The sequence below is a fragment of the Alloprevotella sp. Lung230 genome (assembly GCF_014385435.1).
Classification (GTDB): Bacteria; Bacteroidota; Bacteroidia; order Bacteroidales; family Bacteroidaceae; genus Alloprevotella.
The window spans coordinates 68902-90387 of record NZ_JACSUD010000010.1; the positions used below are offsets into that span (position 1 = coordinate 68902).

13 protein-coding genes are annotated in these 21486 nt (G+C 56.9%); 10 read left to right on the forward strand and 3 right to left on the reverse strand.

Features of this window, described 5'->3' with window-relative positions:
• The first annotated feature begins 34 nt into the window (after positions 1-34).
• Together coaD and H8527_RS06785 are read left to right on the forward strand one after the other, a co-directional pair.
• Entirely contained in the window at positions 35-496 is a 462-nt protein-coding gene (gene coaD, locus H8527_RS06780) for a pantetheine-phosphate adenylyltransferase (RefSeq protein WP_187546747.1), read from the forward strand.
• 11 nt (positions 497-507) lie between these two features.
• The gene (locus H8527_RS06785; RefSeq protein WP_187546749.1) at positions 508-2115 is read left to right on the forward strand and encodes a S41 family peptidase; all 1608 of its coding nucleotides are present in this window, start codon (positions 508-510) and stop codon (positions 2113-2115) included.
• A gap of 133 nt (positions 2116-2248) precedes the next feature.
• Here H8527_RS06785 and H8527_RS06790 read toward each other — a convergent pair whose 3' ends face one another.
• Together H8527_RS06790 and H8527_RS06795 are read right to left on the reverse strand one after the other, a co-directional pair.
• A complete protein-coding gene (locus H8527_RS06790; protein WP_187546751.1) occupies positions 2249-3205 on the reverse strand; it encodes an NAD-dependent epimerase/dehydratase family protein in 957 nt (318 codons plus the stop codon).
• Positions 3206-3675: 470 nt separating this feature from the next.
• Positions 3676-8604: an alpha-2-macroglobulin family protein gene (locus tag H8527_RS06795; RefSeq protein WP_187546753.1), complete on the reverse strand. Its 4929-nt coding sequence runs from the start codon at positions 8602-8604 to the stop codon at positions 3676-3678.
• A 418-nt stretch (positions 8605-9022) separates the two neighbouring features.
• On the opposite strand from H8527_RS06795, the gene H8527_RS06800 reads away from it, so the two are divergent.
• The 7 genes from H8527_RS06800 to H8527_RS06830 all read left to right on the forward strand — a co-directional run bounded on the left by H8527_RS06800 (position 9023) and on the right by H8527_RS06830 (position 18065).
• Positions 9023-10855, forward strand: coding sequence for a long-chain fatty acid--CoA ligase (locus H8527_RS06800; protein ID WP_187546755.1), 1833 nt, complete (start codon positions 9023-9025; stop codon positions 10853-10855).
• A gap of 659 nt (positions 10856-11514) precedes the next feature.
• Entirely contained in the window at positions 11515-11721 is a 207-nt protein-coding gene (locus H8527_RS06805; protein ID WP_187546756.1) for a hypothetical protein, read from the forward strand.
• A 63-nt stretch (positions 11722-11784) separates the two neighbouring features.
• Positions 11785-12876, forward strand: a complete 1092-nt coding sequence (locus H8527_RS06810; RefSeq protein WP_187546758.1) for a hypothetical protein — start codon at positions 11785-11787, stop codon at positions 12874-12876.
• 128 nt (positions 12877-13004) lie between these two features.
• Positions 13005-13532, forward strand: coding sequence for an outer membrane beta-barrel protein (locus tag H8527_RS06815; protein WP_187546760.1), 528 nt, complete (start codon positions 13005-13007; stop codon positions 13530-13532).
• A 157-nt stretch (positions 13533-13689) separates the two neighbouring features.
• Entirely contained in the window at positions 13690-14070 is a 381-nt protein-coding gene (locus tag H8527_RS06820) for a hypothetical protein (RefSeq protein WP_187546761.1), read from the forward strand.
• A 163-nt stretch (positions 14071-14233) separates the two neighbouring features.
• On the forward strand, positions 14234-16345 hold the full coding sequence (locus H8527_RS06825; RefSeq protein ID WP_187546763.1) for a TonB-dependent receptor: 2112 nt from the start codon (positions 14234-14236) through the stop codon (positions 16343-16345).
• Between the two features lie 49 nt (positions 16346-16394).
• On the forward strand, positions 16395-18065 hold the full coding sequence (locus H8527_RS06830; protein ID WP_187546765.1) for a hypothetical protein: 1671 nt from the start codon (positions 16395-16397) through the stop codon (positions 18063-18065).
• Here the strand turns inward: H8527_RS06830 and H8527_RS06835 are convergent.
• Positions 18021-18335, reverse strand: a complete 315-nt coding sequence (locus tag H8527_RS06835; RefSeq protein ID WP_222935126.1) for a hypothetical protein — start codon at positions 18333-18335, stop codon at positions 18021-18023. The genes H8527_RS06830 and H8527_RS06835 overlap by 45 nt on opposite strands.
• A 159-nt stretch (positions 18336-18494) precedes the next feature.
• Here H8527_RS06835 and H8527_RS06840 point away from each other — a divergent pair, with 159 nt between their 5' ends.
• Complete coding sequence (locus tag H8527_RS06840) at positions 18495-21323, forward strand: pitrilysin family protein (protein ID WP_187546769.1); 2829 nt, start codon at positions 18495-18497, stop codon at positions 21321-21323.
• The last annotated feature ends 163 nt before the right edge of the window (positions 21324-21486 follow it).

Sequence of the window (21486 nt, forward strand, 5' to 3'; positions counted from 1 at the left end):
ACTTTTTTTCTTCCTCCCATCTATCCTCCGACCTATGGCACTCTCCACCAAAATTGCCGTTTTTCCCGGTAGCTTCGACCCCTTTACCATCGGCCATGCCAGTATTGTACGGCGCGGTCTGGAGATGTTCGACCATTTGGTCATTGGGGTGGGCTACAACATCAATAAGCGCTCCTACTTTCCGCCCGAAGAGCGCGTGGCCGCCATCCGCCGTGTCTACGAAGGCAACGACCGGGTGAGCGTTGTGGCCTACGACGACCTCACCGCCGACCTCGCCATGCGCGTGGGAGCCAAGTTCGTGTTGCGTGGCATCCGTTCGGTCAAAGATTTTGAGTATGAGCGCGACATTGCCGGCATCAACCACCGCCTTTCGGACGTCGAAACGGTGCTCCTCTTCACCGAGCCCGAATATGCCGACATCTCCTCGACCGTGGTGCGCGAACTCCTCTCCTTCGGCAAGGACGTCTCGGCCTTCCTGCCCCAACCTCACGACTAACCCTCTCTCTTATGAAACAATTTTTCCTCTTCCTTCTCTGCACTTTGGCTGTCCTGCCGCTCGCAGCACAACGACAACCCGTGCACGAAAGTGTCGATGTAGAACAAATCCGCAAACTCCAACTGGCGCAGCTCGCCATCACGCAACTCTACGTCGACACGGTCGACCAAAAGAAACTGGTGGAAGATGCCATCAATGGTATTCTCGAAAAGCTCGACCCTCACTCCTCCTACTCCAACCCCAAGGAGACGAAGAAAATGAATGAACCGCTGGAAGGCAATTTTGAAGGCATCGGCGTGCAGTTCAACATGCTCGAAGACACCCTCGTGGTCATCCAGACGGTGCCCAAAGGCCCTTCGGAAAAAGTGGGCATCTTGGCCGGCGACCGCATCATCTCGGTGGGCGACACCGCCATTGCCGGCGTCAAGATGGAGCGCGACAGCATCATGACCCTCCTGCGTGGTCCTCGCGGCACAAAAGCCGATCTGCGCATCGTGCGCCGGGGCGTGCCGGAACCGATGAAGTTCACCGTGACGCGCGACAAAATTCCCGTCAACACCCTCGGTGCGGCCTATATGGTCACCCCGACTATCGGTTACATTCAGCTCGACCGCTTCGGAGCGACTTCGGGCAAGGAGGTGAAGGAAGCCATTGCCAAACTCCTCAAGCAGGGGATGCGCGACCTCATCTTCGATCTCGAAAGCAATGGCGGCGGCTATTTGGGCGCGGCCTTTGAGGTGGCGAGCCAATTCCTCAACGAAGGCGACCTTGTGGTCTACACCGAAGGCCGTACCCAACCCAAGCAGGTGTTTGTGGCACAGGGTGGCGGCCTCTTCAAGCAAGGGCGCGTGGTGGTGCTGGTCAACGAGTTTAGCGCTTCGGCTGCTGAAATTGTGGCAGGGGCCATTCAAGACCACGACCGCGGCCTCGTGGTGGGGCGGCGCACCTTTGGTAAGGGACTTGTGCAGCGCCCCATCGACCTGCCCGACGGCTCCATGATCCGCCTCACCACGAGTCACTACTACACCCCATCGGGCCGTTGCATCCAGAAGCCCTACGAGAAGGGCAAGAAGGAGGAATACTCCCAAGACTTTGAGAAGCGCTACACCCATGGCGAACTCATCCACCGCGACTCCATCCACCTTGATTCGACGAAGGTCTACAAGACGCTGGTCGACGGCCGTAGCGTCTACGGCGGTGGCGGCATCATGCCCGACGTGTTCGTGCCGCTCGACACCCTCGCGTTCACGAAGTTCTACACCGCCATCAACCGCAACAACCTCTTCAACACCATTTCGCTCCGCTACATCGACAACCAACGTAAGGCGCTCAAGAAGCAATATCGTACCTTTGCCGACTTCCGCCGCGACTATGTTGTGCCGCAGTCGCTCATCGACCAACTCCTTGACGAGGCCAAAAAGAAGAAGGTGACGCCCAAGGACGATGCCGAACTCCAAAAGACGCTCCCCGACCTGCGCCTGATGCTCAAAGCTCTCGTGGCGCTCGACCTCTGGGACCGCAGCGAATACTTCCAACTGGCCAACGATCGCAGCGACATCTACAAGGCGGCGCTGCACCAACTCGAAACCAATCCCAACATCCCTGTCGGGGCACGATAGACATCAGCCTCGCTTGCTCCCGCTTCCTCGGCTGATGAGGGGAAGCCGGAGTGCCAAACGACCACCGCCGACTGCTCACTGTGAGTAGTCGGCGGTGGTCGTTTGATTTTCTTTTTTTTGAGAAGGAGTCCAGTTAAGCGTGCATCTTCAAGGCGAGCTTGCTGAGCATGTCGGTGGTCATGGCTTCGAGGTCGTAGCGGGGCTGCCAGTCCCACTCTTGGCGGGCTGCCGTGTCGTCGAGACTGTTGGGCCAAGAGTCGGCAATGCTCTGCTTGAGGGCATCGACTTGGTAGGTCATTTCGAAGTTGGGACGTTGTCTGCGGATGGCTTCGTAGATGCCTTTGGGGTCGAAACTCATGGCTGCGATATTGAACGAATTGCGGTGAACCAAGCGCGTGGGGTCGGCCTCCATGAGCTGTACCAAGGCGTTGAGGGCGTCGGGCATGTACATCATGTCCATAAACGTGCCCTCGGCGATGGGGCAGACAAACTTTTCGCCGCGTGCGGCAGCGTAGTAGATGTCCACGGCATAGTCCGTGGTGCCGCCTCCGGGCGGGGTGACGTAGGAGATGAGACCGGGGAAGCGCACGGAACGCGTGTCTACGCCATATTTGTTGAAGTAGTAGTCCGAGAGGAGTTCAGTGGTCACCTTCGTTACGCCATAGATGGTGCGTGGGCGCTGGATGGTGTCCTGCGGCACGTTGTCGCGCGGCGTTTCAGGGCCGAAGCAGGCAATGGACGAAGGCGTGAGCACCGCACAATCATGCTCGCGTGCCACTTCGAGCACATTCCACAATCCGTCAATGCCGATTTTCCACGCCAACTGAGGTTTGCGTTCGGCCACCACCGAGAGCAGCGCTGCGAGGTTGAAGATGGCGTCGATGTGGTGCTTCTGCACAATGTCGGCCAGGGCCTGCCCGTTGGTAACATCACAAATCTCGGCAGGGCCGGTGGCGAGGAGTTCGCCCTTAGGCTCAGCGCCCACAATGTAGCCTGCCACGACATTGTCGTGTCCATAGATGCTGCGCAACTTCATGGTGAGTTCCGAACCGATTTGTCCGGTAGCTCCAATGACCAGTATCTTTTTCATAAAGGAGGATAAGTGAAATAGTGTGTTTGTGCCCGACAGCGTGCCGAATTATGGGACTCGTTCTGCCAAAGCGAGATTTCATTTTACAGGGCAAAGTTACGCCCTTATCTTCAATTTACAAAGCGATAAATACAGTTTTTCGTCTCCAAATTGCATAAAAGCGATGCGTAGTAAACTTTATGCGCAAAGAAATCGTATTTGTAGGAGCTGGTCCACTGTTCTTGCATTTTTAAGAGGTTTTCAAAAGTATTGGCGGCTTTTTGCCTTCTTGTGAGCCGCATCCGGCGATATCTCGGAAGGGATTCCTTCTTCCCCTCTCTCCTTGCTTTTTCCTCCTTTTTTCCTTTCTTTCGGCCTTTAAAAAAAATCCCTAAGTTGGTACGGAGAGACCAACTTAGGGATGGCAATGTGTGAAGCCTCATTGTGCGAAGCCTCCTTCGAGGCGTGCAAAGAGGGTGGGGGAGTGTAGGCTACTGCGCTGCGGGAAGCGCGGTGAAGGCGTCGGGGGAGGAGTTGGCGACAAACTCGGGGGAGAAGACGCATTCAATGCGCGAAAGCCCCGCATCGTAAGTGCCGGCGCGGTCCACAATCATTTCGTCGGTGAAAGTGTGACGGCCTTTGGCAAGATGTTCGATGAAGTATTCGTTTTCGCTGTCGCGCACCATACGGTAGGCGCCCAAGCCATCGAGCCAAGTGTAGCCCGAGAGGGGACGAAGCGTTTCGAAGCAGGCAGGGCGTGTGGAGCGCAACGCCACGTGGTCGTAGTCGCGATCGGCTGTCACCTCATAGACCCAACGGACGTGGTCGCCTACGCGGAGCGTCTGCCTGCTGTCGCTTTCAAGGCGTTGCCACTGTTTGCCGCGTAACACCTCCAAACGGCGGACGAGGGTGAAACCGCTGCTTTTCTGCACCGCTTGAGCCGCGGGGAGGGTGTAGCGTGCCGACACTGCGCCCCAAGTCAATCCTTCGTTGGCTGCATCGGGTTCGCGGAGCAGCGCATAGGTGGCATCGGCCGTGGCACGGGAGGAGTTCCACGTCTGTGTGCGCTTCGATTGAAGCAACCAGAGTTTCATCTCGCTCACCAAGTCGGCCACGGTCACGTTGTCGATTTGGGCCGTGGGCGAGGCGAGGCGTTGGAGGGCTTCGATGGCGAAAGTCTGGGTGGGGATGCGGTAGCTCGCCCAGCCGGAGAAAGCGCGCTCGGTGTCGAAGGAGCGGCCCATCTCTTCCGAAACAACGGTGTGCTCGATGAGGCTTTGCAGCGCCAGTCGGGCTTCGGCGTCGTGGGGTGTCCCGGCCAAAATCACCGCCACGCCGCTCTTGCCGTACATGGAGAGTTCTTTACGCTTTTTCGCAGCGAGGCGGAGGAGGTAGCGCACCTCGTCCGTGTCTGCGCGCCGGAGAATGCGGTGGAGGTAGAGGTAGCGGAAGTGCCATTCGCTGATGCCGGTGTTGGGATGTTTGCGCATTTCGGCCACACTCTCTTGCGTGACTTGGTCGAGATAGTGGAGGGCGCGTTGCAACATGGCGTCCGTCTCGGTGCGGCCGGTGAGGGTGTTGATGCGTCCGAGGAGAGTGGCGATTTCACTCGTAATCCAAGGCGAAGGCTTCATGCCGCTCCACCAGCTCCAGCCCCCTTCGCGTTGCTGCTGTTGGGCGAGGCGGGCGATGAGGTTTTCACGTCGCACGTTGATTTCCTCGTCGGTGAGTTGCGTGTAGGGGCGCAACATTGCTCCGATTTCGAGGCCGTAGAGGGCGGTGGCTATGTCCGTGGCCGAACCGTTGTCGGCCATCTTGAGGAGTTGCGGCACCACCTTGGCCACTTCGGCACGGGCGTCACGGCAGGTGTCGACGGCCAACTGTGGTTGCACACCGCGTTCGAGCGCTGCGAGCAGTTGCTTGCGGGCGGCAGCGAGTTGGGCGTCGTAGTTTTCACCGTGCTTCACGGTGAAGGGCACAGCGTGGGTCAGTTCGATGCGGCGGGAGAGAATGGGAAGTTCTCGCTCTTCACCGTCGCTGAACTCCGTGCTTTTGGCCACCACACGAGCCACGAGCCGACTCAGGCCGTCGGGCACTTCGTAGGCAAAAGCGTGGTGCAAGGCCGCACCTGCGGCGAGATCAAACTTCTGCGAGAGGGTCTTGAGCGTACGTTGCGTTTCGGCATCGACGAGCGTGAGGAATACTTTGCCTTGGGCACGCTTCTCGCTGAGGTTGTGCACGGTGATGGGAATTTCGGTGCGGTCGCCCTCGCGGAGGAAGCGTGGCAGAGCGGCTTCGGCCGAAAGCAGTTTGCGCACCACCACTTTGTCGGAAAGCAAACCTGTGTTGAACTGCGCATCGTGGGCAAAGGCGTCGAAGTTCCACTGTGTCAGGCTTTCGGGAAGGGTGAAGCGGAGGGTCACCACCCCTTGGGCGTCGGTGTGAAGACGAGGGAAGAAGAAGGCCGTTTCGTTGAAGTTTTGGCGCAGTTGCACCGTGGGGGCAGTTTCTTCCTCTTCTGCTGCCGACTCCTGGGTCGCTCCTCCCACAAGTTGTTCATCAGCGAGATTGGCAATGTTTGCAGTGCCCCTTATCCGCATTTTGCCCATCATTTTGCTCACCGGTACCTCAAGGGCGGCGATGCTGATTTTCTCATTGAGCATATACGCCGAGACGCGGCTGCCGGAGTAGTCGAACATCATCGGTTTCCACTGCGTGAAGTCGTAGGTCGGCAGCTCGCGGTGATGCGTGTCGTGCCAGAAGGAGAACGACGGCGTGTAGACGCTTTGCTGCTGCCAGTAGCCCACGGGACGGCTGCGCCAGAAGGTGTGAGTGAAAGGCGTCCAACTGCTTTTGGCAAAAGCATCGAGCGAGGCATCGTAGAGATGGGCCATCACGTTGGCCCGGGCAGGCGTACCATCGGGGCGGAGCACCCGGAGCGTCCACTCCTCGGTGCTGCCGGGTTGGAGGTGCGAGCGGAAAGTGCCCCACTCCATGCGGAGCTTCTTGTCGGGCTTCTGTCGCTCCACGGTGGCGGTGCGGTAGGTGAGTACGCCGTTTTGCAGGAAAGCAAAGTGGGCGGTAGCGGCGTCGCCGTAGGCCGTCTTCCAGCGGAGGGTGAAGGTTTGAGGCTCCGTGACCTCCACCACGCGGCTTTCTTCGAGGCCGTTGTCGATAGAGACGAGGTCGTAGAAAAGGAAGCAGGGGCGGTTGACGCGCACTATGGCTTCTTCGCTGCCATCACCGCTCACCTCGATGGGTTGGGGAGCGGCAGGACGTTCGTCCGTCGCATCGCCCACCACGGTCGAGCGTGAGGCACGTTGCGTTTCGCCGTTGCCGGCCAGCACTTCGGCCGTGAAGGTGAACACCAGGCTCTCTCCCTCGGTGGTCGCTGCCGTGCCGAGGGTGGTGGCGATGTCAAAGTCGCCCGCCTCGTTGGTGGTGAGCGTTCCTTCGGCCGAGAAGGTGGAGTCGCTGCTCGTCTCCTCCTCCTCGCGCCAAGACCAAAGGGCGCGTGCTGTCTTGCGCCACTTCACCTGCGCACCGACGATGGGCACGCCGTTGAAGGCACGGACATGACCGCGCAGTCGGATGCGGTCGCCCAGACGCACGGAAGCCGCGAGGGTGTCAAGTTCGACATGGAAAGTCGGGCGCTTGTACTCTTCCACGCGGAAACTGTGCTGCACGCTTGATATCTCCTCGCCGAAGAGGCGGAGGTAGAAGTTGCCGGGGCGCACATACTTCGGCAGCGTGTAGGTCGCCACCACCGTGCCGAGCGAGTCGCTCACCACTTGGAGCGTGTCGAGGGCTTTGGCTTGACTGTCGAAGACCACAAACCTCCCCTTCCACGCCGGAAAGACGCGATAGTGGTCGGCGTTGCGCTGGAACACCACGCCCGAGATTTCCACCCTCTGCCCGGGGCGATAGATGGCGCGGTCGGTGAAGATGCGGGCACGGGTGTAGTGCACCCTGCCGTAATGGAGATCGTTGTTGCGCCGCCAGTCGTCCTGTTGCACAGGAGCGAGGTAGATGCTGTCGGCAGCGGCCGTGGCGGGATTGCCGGTGATGAAGTCGACAAAACGCGTGCGGTGCAGGCGCCCTTTCCAGCTCTTGGCCGAAAAGTCGAGCCGTGCCGTTGTGGCGATGCGATAAAGGTCGGCATCTTGACACTTGCCGTCGACCATGAGCTGCACCACGTAGATGCCCGCCTCGGGGCAGGTGAACGCCATCGAGTCCTTTCGCTTCAGATAATCCGGTGTCGGTGTGAGCGTGGGGCGAAGCGTGAGGGCTTGCACTGACTTGCAGCGGGAGAGGAGGCGCAACATAGCGTCCTTTCCGTAGACGTTCTTGAGGCGTGCATCGTTGCCGCGCATGCCCACCAAGCGGTGGAAGCGCACCTCCACCTGCTTCACGTTGCGCCACGAGAGTTGAAGCCGATGGGCAGCCCCGGGATAGAGGCGCTCCGAATCGTCTTCAGCAGCCCCTCGCTTCATTTCGGCCGCATTCTGACGCTCAAACGAGAGTTCGGCGTAGGGTTGCTGCCAGTCCTGCAATATGTTGAAGAGGGGGGCACCCGCTTTCTGTCCATAGCGCGCCAAGTCGGCTTTGGCCAAGGCCACGGCCTCCGCCTTCTTTCCGTTGTTCCACAAATGGACGGCCAGTTGGAGCGACGTTTGGGCGTTTTCCGACAGGTCGATGTATTGGTCGTGGAGCGCCTGCCACTTTTCGGCCGACATAGAGGCTTTTCGTGTCAGCGCCAGTTCCATCTGCAGGGCTGCCCGGCGGTTGCCTTCACGCTTGTAGAAATCCACCGCGCGGCGCAACACCCCTTGATAATCCTCCTGAGCGGCTTCGGGCAGGAAGTAGATGCCCCCTTCCTCCTCGATGGGGAGGAGCAGGGCGCTGAGCAAGTCGTCGCGATAGAAGGAGCGACTGTCTTTGCCGAGGTCGAAGAGCGGCAGATAGTCCGTGGTGCGAGCGCGTCCGAGGCGCTCCACGTCGGCCAGCGCGGCGAGCAAGAGGGTGCTGCCTCGATGCCGATCGAGAGTGTCGCCATCGTAGTCGGAACGATTTTGCATCAAGAGCAAGCGTCCCAAGGCATACTGCCACAGGGCATGCTCCACGGGGCGTGTCTCCTGCGTCATCGCTGTTTCGATGAGAGGGAGGGCCTCCTTTCCGCTGTCAGGAGCAATCTCCTGCTGCATCACCGCCTCGGTGAGCAGCGCACGGAGCAGCTGCGGCGCATTCTTGTCGCGCGTGGCACGCTGGCGAATGGCGCGCACGTGCTTGAGTGCCGTCTTTGGCAGGTCGTTGTCGGCGGCCGTTTCCACCGCCTGCCATTGCCGCTCGTAGGTTTGCGCCGCGATGGGCAGCAGACCCGCGACGGCGGCAAAGAAAAAGAGGAAAAATCGTTGAAACATAAGAATAAATGATAGGTGTTGCCGGCAAATATACTGTTTCTTCCCGAATTAACCAATCCTTTGCTGCGAAAAGGGTCGGTATTTTACATTCGTTTTCACCTCATTCCTGCTTCCTTGCTCCAAGACCGGCCGATGCTGCTCCTGGTCGGACCGCATCGCGGTGGCTCGCTGTGAAGTTTTCTACATGTTGAAAGAAAATTTTCAACGTGTTGAAAAATGATTTTCATCGTGATGAAAACTCCACTACCTCACATCGGCGAACACCGCCTTCCTTCTCAATGTGCAGAAAGTATGCGCAAAAAAGAAATAACTGTGCAAAAGCGATGGCTGTACCGAAATAAAGCCGTAATTTTGCCCTATCAAAACGTTCTATCAAACATTTTCCTTTCCCTTTTCCCCTTCTAAAAAACGACAAGCTATGCCTATCTTATGCCACCTCTCACAGCTCGTGCAGCGTTCGGCCGAACGCTACGGCGACCGCACCGCTCTGCAGTATCGCGACTACACGCAGGGTCGGTGGGTGCCCATCTCGTGGAACCGCTTTGCCCGGCGTGTAGAGCAGACTTCCCGCTCTCTGATCGCCCTGGGCGTGGGGGTGCAGGACAACGTGGCGGTGTTTTCGCAAAACAAGCCCGAGAGTCTTTTTGTCGAATTTGGCGCTTTCTCCGTGCGCAGTGTGCTCATCCCCTTCTACGCCACCAGCAGCGGGGCACAGGTGCAGTATATGGTCAACGATGCCAAAATCCGCGTGGTCTTTGTGGGCGAGCAGCAGCAATATGATGTGGTGTGGAGCGTGATGAGCCTCTGCCACTGCCTGGAGCACATCGTCATCTTCGACCGTACGGTGCAGCGCAACGAGGCCGACCACCTCTCCATCTATTTCGACGAATTTCTCCGCCTGGGCGATGCCGATTCGGCCTATCTGGCGCAGATGCACGTGCGCAATGGCGAGGCCAAGGACGAGGACGTGGCCAACATCCTCTACACCAGCGGCACCACCGGCCAGCCCAAAGGCGTGCTCCTCCTCCATTCGCAATATCGCTTCGCCATCGAAGCCCACACCAAGGTGCTCAACATCACGCCGAACGATGTCATCATCAATTTCCTCCCTTTCAGCCACGTCTTTGAGGGCGCGTGGGCAAAACTCTGCCTGAGTTGCGGCGCCCAACTGGCTGTCAACCTCCGTCCGCTCGACATCCAACAGAGCATGCGCGAGGTGCACCCCACGTGCATGTGTGCCGTGCCCCGATTTTGGGAGAAGGTCTATCAGGGCGTCTTGGAAAAGATGGAAGCCGGAAGCCCCCTCCAACGCCGTCTCATCACCGACGCCCTGCGCGTGGGGAGCGAGGTGTGGGAAAAGTACACCTCCAAAGGCCGCCGTCCGCCTCTCGCCCTGCGCCTGAAATATGCCGCCTACGACCGCACTCTCCTGCGCCTGCTCCGCAACAAACTGGGGCTCGACCGCGCCAATTTCTTCCCCGTGGCCGGCGCCACGGTGTCGCCCGAGGTGGAGCGCTTTGTCCACGCTGCCGGTTTCCACATGGTGGCGGGCTATGGACTCACCGAAACTTGCGCCAGCGTGAGCTTCGACTATCCCAACCTCCCCGTCACCCTCGGCTCCATCGGCCGTCCCATGCCGGGCGTAGAGGTGAAAATCGGGGAGGACAACGAGATTTTGGTACGCGCCAAGTCTGTCACCCCGGGCTATTACAAGAACGAGTCGGCCACGAAGGAGGCTTTCACCGAAGACGGTTTCTTCCGCACCGGCGATGCCGGCTACATCAAGGACGGCGAACTCTTCATCACAGAGCGCATCAAGGACCTCTTCAAGACGAGCAACGGAAAATACGTCGCCCCGCAAATCATCGAAGGCAAACTCACCATCGACCGCCACTTTGAGCAGGTGGTCGTCGTCGCCGACCAGCGGAAGTTTGTCGCTGCTCTCATCGTCCCGGCCTATGCTGCCCTCGAAGCCTATGCCCGGGAGCAGGGCATCGCCTTTGCCTCACGCGAGGAACTGTGTGCCGACCCGCGCATCCACGCTTATGTGGCGCAGCACATCGACACCCTCCAGCAGGAACTCGCCGCCTATGAGAAAATCAAGCGCTTCGTCCTCCTTCCACAACCGTTCACCATGGAGGCCGGCGAAATCACCAATACGCTCAAAATCAAGCGCCGCGTCATCTATCAGCACTACGCTGCCCAGATTGAGCAGATGTATGCCGAGGCGGAGGCCGAACAGCGCAAGTAAATGCCTCGCGCGCATGCGCACTCCCTATATATATAGGTGTATTTTTGCCTTCATTGCCTTCACCCTGCGCTCAGGACGTTGATTTTCTGGCTGTTGCGGGTGAAGGATCAGGACGGATTTGCCTTCACCTCTCCTTCACCCGCCTTCACCGTTGAGGCTCTTTCGCAAGGGCTTGCTCTCGCCGGTGAAGGCAGTGAAGGCAAAATGCAAGCCTATTGTGTAGTGACGCGCGCGCGAGGGCAGTGTTGTTGGGTCGAAGAGAGGGGGCGGGATCGACAAAAGAATTAGCACCCACTACCTCAGAGATAGTTTTTTCTACGTCTGAGGTAAATCCCACTATCTCTGATGTAAATCCGTTCCTGTTGCGTCGGCCAGTAAACGTCTGTCGCTTTCAGCGACTCAGCCATTGGACTTTGACTTCAATAGTCGGCCATCTGTTAAAGTCGTGTTAAAGTCAAGACGCGGTGGCTGAATTTGAGGGGTGAGATGTCTATATATAAATGAAGATACTACCGAAGAATGGATATATGGTAAATCAATAATTATATTGAGGACGAGTAAAATACAATCTACGAAATATCTCTCATTCTTTCAATCTTTCTCTTGATTATTTGGCTGTCTGTTTTTTTCTTACTTTTGTCGTCGAAAGGATTTGCTTTTTGTTATATTCTTTTCATTTAGTATTCACTCCAAACATTCAACGTCTGGAAAAACTCAACAATCAAGAGCTTTCTGCCATCAAGGGTGGCAGAAAAGAAGATGAGGGAGGACTTTCTCTCATCGGCATTGGTGGATTTGACGATGGTAAAAAAGGTAATGCCTACATTCGCATTCTGTTTTTCAAGATTCGTTTACCTTGGTGGTAAATCCTAGGCCAGCCCCAGAGTAGCTTACACTTATCTGGGGCTATTCTTAAAACATTTCTATCTATGTTCCGATTACTCATATATTCTCTCTGCACTCTCTACTCTCTCAGCCTTTCAGCGCAGCGCAAAGTCCATGTGATTGATGCAGCCACGCAGCTTTCTATTGAAAATGTAGTCGTTACCGATGCACAATCAGGGAAAGTTTTGGGAATTACTCCCCAAAACGGCCTCTTTCTCTCCACTTCTCAGGCCAAAAAGCTGAGCTTCTCTCACTTGTCCTACCAACCTTTGGCTGCACAAGTTGCAGATACCGTTCGCCTCGTCCCACGCGATTACCAAATTGCGGCATCGGAAGTCACAGCAAAGGCTGCGGACTACTACAGACTCCGCGCTGTGGTGCGTTCTTATCAATATGTAGACAGCATACCAGTGAACTTTGTGGATGCCGTCTTGGACTTTTATGTCAATGGTAAGGGCGATAAGTTGGAATATCGTGTGCTTAAGCTAGATGCCTACAAAGATAAAGCGCGTATTCGAGAGAATCATCTCAACAGAAGCAAGGTAGAAGTGGATGACAACGGCCTATTGGATTGGGTGAGCAACCATCATGTTGCGACCAATAGTCCGAGTTTTATCCTACAACAATCGGGAGAGGAGAAACTCATTCTCAAAAAGAAAACTCGCGAACTACTAGGTTCACTCACTTTCGACCCAAGTCAAAGAGCCTATGTCGCAAAGGTCAATCTACTCACTCCCAAAGACACCGCAACGCGTCACCTTTTCGGCCGTTCCATTAAGTTTAATCTCCACACCCTCGAGGAGCGTTTCCCTGCATCAGTGGACACCGCACGCCTGCGTGTCTATGATCTACAAAGCTATCGTTGGCTGCTGCAGCGCGACACTTGGACAAAAAAGTATCCCATTCGCGTTCCCCTCACAATGATTCACGAGATTGTAGTCTTCGAACGCCAACGATTGAGCAAAGCGGATTACAAAAAGCTAGATTTCGACACAGATTGGTACGACATTCCTCACTCTCTCCGCGGACGCGCTACGACAGAAAACATCGATCTCTCGAAATACACACTGCCACTTCCCCTAGACATCCAATCGTTGTTGGGCAATCAGCTCCAACTACTGCCTTATAAGGACTAGCTAGTCGTCCCTTAAAAAGCTTTGATAAGTGAAAAGTCACTCCTCCCCTGCCTCTCGCTTATTATTTTGAGCAGCGACAAAAGAACTCAAATACTAAATCCATTCATAAGGCTAAACAAATTTTTCGTATGAAGCCCATCCTTCAAACCCTCTCCCTCTTTCTCTTTTTCCTTTCGTCCTTGACCGTAAAAGCGCAAGGCGGTGTCCGATTCGGATTCGGCCCGAACTATGCTGTTCCGCTGGTGAAAGGCGCCGGCGAAGAGAGCCGTGTGGGCTACTACTTGGAATTCCACTACAAGTTTGCTGAAACCCCTTGGAGTCTCAACACCCGCTTGAACTACGAAATCTATGCCACCAACAAGGACAACCACTACACCTATACGCGTCCCTTCCAGAAGCGGGCGCTGTCGCTGGTGGCTTCGGCCAACTACGATCTGGTGCAGTCGGGCTTCTGCCGCCCCTACGTCGGTGCCGGTGTCGGGCTGAGCGTAGACAACGAAGGGCGCGGCGTGTTCAACGAAGGGCATGTCTACCACCCCGTGCTGGTGCCTCGTGTCGGTGTGACTTTCTGGCGCCATCTGGACTGCGCCCTGCAATATACGCTCGCGGCCGGACACAGCAGTCGTCTGGCCGTGTCGATGGGCTACCGCTTCTAAGACGGTATCCCCTTTCCCATAAAAACTCATGCCCCTTTGTGCGGTGTTTTACAAGCACAAAGGGGCATGGCTCGTAGACAAAAAGAGGTTAAAGGGCGTGGGAAAACAGCGCAAAGGTTTGCAGGAGTGAAAACTTCTTGTTACTTTTGCCCGAAATATGAGACTACTTTCCTTGCGCATCCGGCATCGTGTGTGGCTGGCGTGGTTGCTTTTACTCACGCTCGCACCGCAGTTGGTGGTGAAAACTTTTCACTACCACGTCTCCCTTGCGCCCACGGAAGTGGTCGTCGCGTGCGCTGCTGCACAGGACGCATCTCCTGCCAAGGACAGCAAAGGACATGCGCTGCACGCTGCGCAACTCAGTGCCGATGGGCATTGCAGCATCTGCGACTTTACCCCATTTTTTGCGACCGAACCCCTTGTGGCCGAGTTCGGATTTTTTGCGCCTTGCTACCCGTTGCACCTTGTGCCCACGGTGGAGCAGACCGTGCCGATGACTCCATCGGTGGCCACTTTGCGCGGTCCACCCATGGCGTGAGCGCCGCTTTTCTTCTCTCTCCTTTTTTCAGTTTCCACCGACGACGCACCGCTTTGACTGCGGTGACGGCGTGATGGGGCGTAGCCGCCGGGCGACACACGCAGCAAGAAGCCGCGCGTGCCGAGCATCGGTGCATTACGCCTCAAAATCCCTTTTTCTCTTTATGATTCGATTCTTGGAGCACGCCGGTGTGGCCGGCCTTCTCCTGTGTGGTGGCGTAGCGTCGGCTGTGGCGCAAACCCCTTGCGACACTTGCATCTTCGACGTGCATCGTTTGGGAGAAGCCACTGCCACCGGCCACCGTCAGCACCACACGCAAAACGTGGCGGCAAAGACCCTCTCGGCCACCGACATTCGCCGTAATCTGGGCAACACCTTTGCTTCCACCCTCACGCAGGTGGAGGGCGTGAGTCTTGTGCAAACCGGTGCTACGATTGCCAAACCTGTGCTGCACGGCATGTATGGCAACCGCCTGCTCATCGTCAACAACGGCGTGCGCCAGCAAGGCCAGCAATGGGGCGCCGACCACGCCCCCGAACTCGATGCCAACGCGGCAGCGAGCATCAGTGTGGTGAAAGGCGCTGAGGCCGTGCGCTACGGCGGCGAAGCCTTGGGCGGCGTTGTACTGCTTGATGCCAAACCATTGCCTTATGGGCGGCGCACGGTGGACGGAACGGTGTCGTTGCTCTACGGAAGCAATGGTCGGCGTGGTGCACTGATGGGCATGGCCGACGGGGCGTTCTCTCTCCGGCAGGGCGATGCCGCCTGGCGCGTGCAGGGCACCTATGTCAACGGGGGCGACTGCTCCACGGCCGACTATCTGCTCAACAACACCGGTATGCGCGAAGCCAACCTCTCGGCGGCTGCCGGCTGGATGCGCGACCACTGGACGGTCGATGCCTACTACAGCCTCTTTACAACAAAAATCGGTGTGCTCTACAGCGCACAGATGGGCGAAATCGAATTGCTCAAAGAGCGCATCCGCATCGGCCGCCCGACGGATGTTAAACCTTTCTCCCGCGCCATCGACTACCCCCACCAACAGGTGGTGCACCATGTGGCGCGGGCCTCGGCAGCCTATCGCTGGGACAGCGGTGCACGGTTGCGTGTGCAGGCGGCGTGGCAGCACGACGACCGACAGGAATTCAACCTCCGCCGCAACTATCGCTCCCACGTGCCCACCCTCGACCTCGGTCTCAACACCCTCGACCTCGACGCCGACTGGAAGCACACTTATGCAGAGCACTGGACGAGCGAGGCGGGCACCTTCTTCCACGCCATCGACAACCAAAACCGCCCCGGCACGGGCGTGGTGCCCATCATCCCCAACTACACGCAGCAGAATGCCGGCGGCTTCTTCATCCAGAAGTATGCCCGTCCGCACTGGGGTGCTGAGATGGGCGTGCGCTTGGACCACCGTCGACTTTCCGCCCGAGGGAGCGACCTCTACGGCCATCTCTACGGGGGCCGTACGCAGCACACCAACCTCACCTATTCGCTGGGCATGCATTGGCACGCCACGCCTCACCTCGACCTGCTCACCCACTTCGGCACCGCGCTCCGTGCGCCCCACGTGCACGAGCTCTACAGCAACGGGCTGGAACAAGCCTCGGGCTTGTATGCCGTGGGCGACTCTACCCTCCGCCCCGAAGTGAGCCGCAAGTGGGTGGTGTCGGCGCGTTACCATCGGCCACGCCTCTCGGCAAGTGTCGACCTCTATTCGCAATGGATTGACCGCTACATCTACGACGAGCCTACGGGCGAAATCGCCTCGATGGTGTCGGGCTTCTATCCCATCTTCCGCTATCGCAGTGCCAATGCTTGGTTTCGCGGTTTCGATGCCGACATTCGGTGGACGTGCCTGCCTCGCTTGGAATATGCCGTGGGTGGCAGCATGGTGTGGGCCGAGGAGCGCAGCACCGGGCGCTATCTCCCCTTCATTCCGCCGCTTCGCCTTTCGCAGAGCCTGACGTGGCGCATCGGTTCGTGGGGAAAGTGGCACGACACCTATGTGAAAGGAACGCATCGGTTTGTCGCGAAACAAACCCGCTTCGACCCCGCCACCGACCTCATCCCCTACAGCCCACCGGCCTACCACCTCTTCGGCTTGGAAGTCGGGACGACCCTCACGCTCTCTCCCCGCCAGCGTATGCACCTCCTCCTCACGGCCGACAATCTCCTCAATCGCGCTTATCGCGACTATACCAACCGCTTCCGCTACTACGCCCACGACCTCGGCCGCGACGTCCGCTTGATGGCCACGTGGGAATTCTGACGGCGGTGGTTCTCCCAATAAAATGCAAACCTTCAAATACTCTTTTCTTATGAACAAAATTTTCTCATTTCTCCTGCTCCTCCTCATCGGAGTGATTACCGCTTGCAGCAGCGACCCCGCCACCCCCATCGACGAGCGCAAAAACAAAGACCACGGCGACCCCGCCAAAGTGGTGCTCACCCTGACTCAAGGCAAACTCTCCATCGCCAACACCTTTGTGCCCGATGCCGACAAATCGGCACAAGTCATCACCTACGCCCTCCAAGAAGGCAAAGGATGGCAACCCGCCGAGGGCAGTGCCGAGGGCTGGAAGGTGAGCACCGACAAAGAAGGTGCGGCCTATCAACTCACCATCCGTTATTATGACTACTCCGGTGCCGACATCACCTCGCAGTTTGTTACCAACGGTCAGGACCGTATACATCAACACTTCTTCATCCCCCAGAATGTCCGCACCACCAACGGAACACCCCTCCCGAATGAAGAGCACTCCGACCGCCCCTACAGCTATCTCTACCTCGACACCACTCCTTGGGATGGCGCGATGGGCGATGCCGACGTGAAACTCATTGGTCCCGACAACCCCATCGGAATGAAAGGCGTGTTTCAATTCCACGCCCCACGAAACATCATGATGAACATCCGCTTGATGCACGCCCACGAGTCGAAGTTCACCAAGTCGGGCAAACCTTCCCCCTATTACGCTCCCACCAACGGCCAGTTGCTCAACGAAAGCTGGGATCTCCAAATGACCATACCTGTCAATGTCCAAGGCGAGGAGAATGCTGAGGATGAGCCCGAAGTGAAGCGCATCGAACTCACCATGGCCTCGGGACACTTCCACGGCACCCTCTTCCACCAAGATGCCGAATATCCCGGTGTGAAACACCGTAAATCGGTGCAGAAGATGATACTTGTCCCCGACGGAAAAGGCGGATGGAAACCTGCAGAAGGCAGTGCCACCAAGTTCTACGCCCTCAGTTCCAATACCTACATTGCTCCCTACGGACTTTGGATACGCTACTATGATGCCGACGGCACCGAAATCACCAACCGCTTCATCGAACAGGGCGCGGTCGACCTGCACCAACACTTCTTTACTCCAATCCACGTGAAACCCACTTTCGATGGAAAAGCCGAGGCCGACGATAACAGTGCTCCCCTCACTCTCCTCAACTACGTCTACATGGACACCGACCCTTGGAACGGACGCCTCAAAAGCAGCGCCACTATACCGGCAGCACGCCTCATCGGATCGAAGACTACGGGAAAGAATGCCGCCGGCGACTACCTCTTTGAACCCCTCCAACCTTTCGGACACAAAGGCTTCTTCAGTTTCCTCAAACCCCGAAAGCAGTTTGATATCCAAGTGCGGCTGATGCACTCAGAGAATGGGAAATACCGTCTCGACAATGGCCGAAAAGTGCCTTCCCCCTTCTATTCTCCCTCTCCTGCTCAGCTCCAAACTGCACATTTCGAACTCAACTACACCATCCCTGTGGTGGTCTATGCTGCTCGCGATGACATGAGTGACTGGGAGTCGAGCTCCACACAGCCGGATGGAACACCAACCACTTTCGCCAAACTCAAGCCCCAAGAGCAGAATTTTGTACATGCTGCTGCCGTGGCTTTCGGTGTGAGCGATGCAGAAATGCTGACCGACATCTTTGCCTACTTAGACGGTACGGCCGATCCCGAATCCGGCAGCCTCTGGTTCTGATTGCCGCGATCGTGTGCTCGCACATCCCTCTTTGTTTTGCGCCCCCGAACTGCCCCGCGGTTTCGGGGGCGCTGTTGTTTCTGCACCGGAGGGTTCGGCCATGGTGAACGTCTCTTCGGGAAGAGATGAATGTTCCATCGTGAAGAGACGTTCGCTGTCGACCGTTGCCGCGCGACTGTATCGCGTCCGGTGCGCCAGCGCTTTGTTTTGCAGAGCAGCCCTTACTGCTATCGCTCCATTTTGCACACCACGATGGGCGTTTTCGTCCATTCTACTTGGCAAATGCAGAAGAAAAGCGCTTTTTCGGCCCATAAAACCGCCTTTTTTTCGGCACATCATAATCATCGTTGTGCAAAAAGTGGTATCTTTGCCGAAATTAGTTCCCTCTTTTGAACTTACAAAAACCATTTATCCATAATTTTTCAGTTTATGAACAAACTAAAGTTCCTTTTGCTCGCACTCGTTGCTGCCTTTGTGCTTCCCACAACGGCACAACAGATGCCCTCGCTCCCGATGGACCCGGCAGTGCGATACGGCAAGCTTCCTAATGGCTTGACCTACTACATCCGCCACAATGCCGAGCCGAAGGGATTGGCCAACTTCTACATTGCCCAGAAGGTGGGTTCGGTGCAGGAAGAAGACAGCCAACGCGGTCTTGCACACTTCCTCGAACACATGGCTTTCAATGGTTCGAAGCACTTCCCCGCTGATGGTCAGCTCATCAAATACTGTGAGAGCATCGGTGTGAAGTTCGGTCAAAACCTCAACGCCTACACCTCCACCGACGAAACGGTCTACAACATCGACGATGTTCCCGTCAAGGGCAACAACGTAGACTCCTGTCTCTACATCCTGGCCGACTGGTCGGGCGGTTTACTCCTCGAACAAGGAGAAATCAACAAGGAGCGTGGCGTTATTCATGAAGAATGGCGTATGCGCACCAGCGGTCAGCAACGCATCTTCGAGCGTCAGCTCCCCAACCTCTATCCCGGCAGCCGCTACGCCCACCGTATGCCTATCGGTCTGATGGAGATTGTCGACAACTTCTCGCCCGACACCCTCCGTGCCTACTACAAGAAGTGGTATCGTCCCGACCTCCAAGGCATCGTCATTGTCGGCGACATCAACGTCGATGAGGTAGAAAGCAAGGTCAAGAGCATCCTCGGTGCCGTAGAGATGCCCAAGAACCCTGCCAAATATGAGACCTACCCTGTGCCGGCCAACAACGAGCCGATTTATATTGTCGACAAAGACAAGGAAATTGCCAGCCCCGTCATCATGGTCAACTTCAAACAGGACGTCATCCCCGCCGAACTGCGTGGCACGATGATGCTTCTCGTGCAGAAGTACATCAACAACGTCATCTCCTCTGCCCTCAACACCCGTCTCAACGAACTGAGCCAGAAGGCCGACTGCCCCTTCCTTGGCGCAGGTGTGGAATATGGCAACTACGCCATGTCCAAGACTGCCGATGCCTTCTTCCTCTACATCGTGCCTAAGACCGGCCAAGATGCCGCTGCTCTCCAAGTGGTGATGCAGGAAGTGGAACGCGCTGCTCGTTTCGGCATCACCGGCACCGAAATCCTCCGTGCCCGCGAAGAAATTTTGAGCAGTTTGGAAAAGGTCTACGACAACCGCGAGAAGCAGAAGCACAACTTCTACACCGGTCAGTACGTGCGCCACTTCCTCGAAGGCAACGCCATTCCCGACATCAAGACCGAGTTTGACACTTACTCACAGGTGGCCAAGATGATTCCTGCCCAGGTCATCAACGAAACCCTCAAAGAATACACCGCCTCGACCGACACCAACTTTGTAGTCTTGGGTATGTATCCCGACAAGGAAGGCCTCACCATCCCCACGCCCGACGCTTTGAAGGCCGCCGTTGCCGCAGCCAAGGCCGCAAAACTCGAGGCTTACGTGGACAACGTGAAGAACGAGCCGCTTGTTCCCCAACTTCCCAAGAAGGGCAAAATCAAGAAGGAAGAAGCCGCTCCCTTCGGCTACACCAAGTGGAGCCTCTCCAATGGCGCCAACGTCTACTTCAAGAAGACCGACTTCAACGACTCCCAAATCAGCTTCGGCGCCCGCAGTTTCGGCGGTTCTTACAAGTTTGCCGATAAGGACGTGATCAACGGCAAACTCTTAGATCCCGTCATTGCCTCCACCGGTTTGGGCAACTTCACCTCCACCGAATTGGAGAAGAAACTCGCCGGCAAACAGGCTTCCATCGCTTCCGGCGTCAATGAGTACACCGAAGAACTCAACGGCGGCACCACTCCCAAAGACCTCCGCACCCTCTTCGAACTCATCTACCTCAAGTTCCAGAAGCCCTGCAACGATGTGGACGGCTACAACAACATCATTGCTCAGCTCAAGAACGGCCTGATGAATGCCGAGAAGCTGCCTCAACATGCGTTCAGCGATTCTATCACCAGCACGCTCTATCACAAGAATCCCCGCCGCGGCAGCCTCCACCTTGCCGACCTCGACAAGGCCGACTTTGAAACCATCAAGCGCCTCTACAGCGAACGCTTTGCTTCGGCCGGCGACTTCGATTTCTTCTTCACCGGTGCCATCAACGTCGATTCTCTCCGTCTCTTCACCGAGCAGTACATCGCTTCCCTCCCCGGTGTGAAAGCCCGCGAAACCTACAAGGACCTCGGCATTGAACCCGTCAAAGGCGTAGTGACCAACCGCTTCCTCCGCGAAATGGAAACCCCTCAGGCACAACTCGTCCAACTTTGGTCAGGCAAAGCGCCTTACTCCATGAAGGACGCCATCACGGCTTCTATGCTCGGCGACGTGCTCGAAAAGCGCTACCTCAAGTCCATCCGTGAAGAAGGCGGTATGGCCTACAACGTGAGCGCTTCCGCTTCGCTCTCCTATGGCGCCAAAGACCGCTACGTTCTCCAAATCTACTGCCCCTTCACCCCCGCCAAGGTCGACTCTGTGCTCCTGCTCATGAAGCAAGGCATTGAGGAAGTGGCCAAAGACGGTGTTCGCCCCAACGAACTCGACGAAATCAAGAAGTTCGAACAGAAGGAATACACCGAACGTCAGCGCAATAACGATTACTGGGAAGGCCTCATCACCAACTACGTGATGTGGGGTAAAGACCGTCAGAAAGGCTACGAGCAAACGCTCCACTCCATCACTTCCGACGACATCAAGAACTTCCTCAACCGCGTGGTATTGGCCAACAAGAACTGTGCAACCATCATCATGCTTCCGGCCTCCAACGAGGAAAAGAAGTAAGTCGATACATCCTCTTAACTCCCATCACATAGCGTGACAGCGCTCTTGGCGTTGCCCATCGCTATCCCCTCTCTTCGGCTGCACCTCTCCACGAGATGCAGCCTTTTTTGCGCCCTGCGGCATCGACCACCCCAAGTCGTCTCTCTCGCGCGCACGCGTATAC

Coding starts and splice junctions, on each gene's coding strand:
- coaD (WP_187546747.1), top strand. CDS start 35: ATGGCACTCTCCACCAAAATTGCCGTTTTTCCCGGTAGCTTCGACCCC.
- H8527_RS06785 (WP_187546749.1), top strand. CDS start 508: ATGAAACAATTTTTCCTCTTCCTTCTCTGCACTTTGGCTGTCCTGCCG.
- H8527_RS06790 (WP_187546751.1), bottom strand. CDS start 3,205: ATGAAAAAGATACTGGTCATTGGAGCTACCGGACAAATCGGTTCGGAA.
- H8527_RS06795 (WP_187546753.1), bottom strand. CDS start 8,604: ATGTTTCAACGATTTTTCCTCTTTTTCTTTGCCGCCGTCGCGGGTCTG.
- H8527_RS06800 (WP_187546755.1), top strand. CDS start 9,023: ATGCCTATCTTATGCCACCTCTCACAGCTCGTGCAGCGTTCGGCCGAA.
- H8527_RS06810 (WP_187546758.1), top strand. CDS start 11,785: ATGTTCCGATTACTCATATATTCTCTCTGCACTCTCTACTCTCTCAGC.
- H8527_RS06815 (WP_187546760.1), top strand. CDS start 13,005: ATGAAGCCCATCCTTCAAACCCTCTCCCTCTTTCTCTTTTTCCTTTCG.
- H8527_RS06820 (WP_187546761.1), top strand. CDS start 13,690: ATGAGACTACTTTCCTTGCGCATCCGGCATCGTGTGTGGCTGGCGTGG.
- H8527_RS06825 (WP_187546763.1), top strand. CDS start 14,234: ATGATTCGATTCTTGGAGCACGCCGGTGTGGCCGGCCTTCTCCTGTGT.
- H8527_RS06830 (WP_187546765.1), top strand. CDS start 16,395: ATGAACAAAATTTTCTCATTTCTCCTGCTCCTCCTCATCGGAGTGATT.
- H8527_RS06835 (WP_222935126.1), bottom strand. CDS start 18,335: ATGGACGAAAACGCCCATCGTGGTGTGCAAAATGGAGCGATAGCAGTA.
- H8527_RS06840 (WP_187546769.1), top strand. CDS start 18,495: ATGAACAAACTAAAGTTCCTTTTGCTCGCACTCGTTGCTGCCTTTGTG.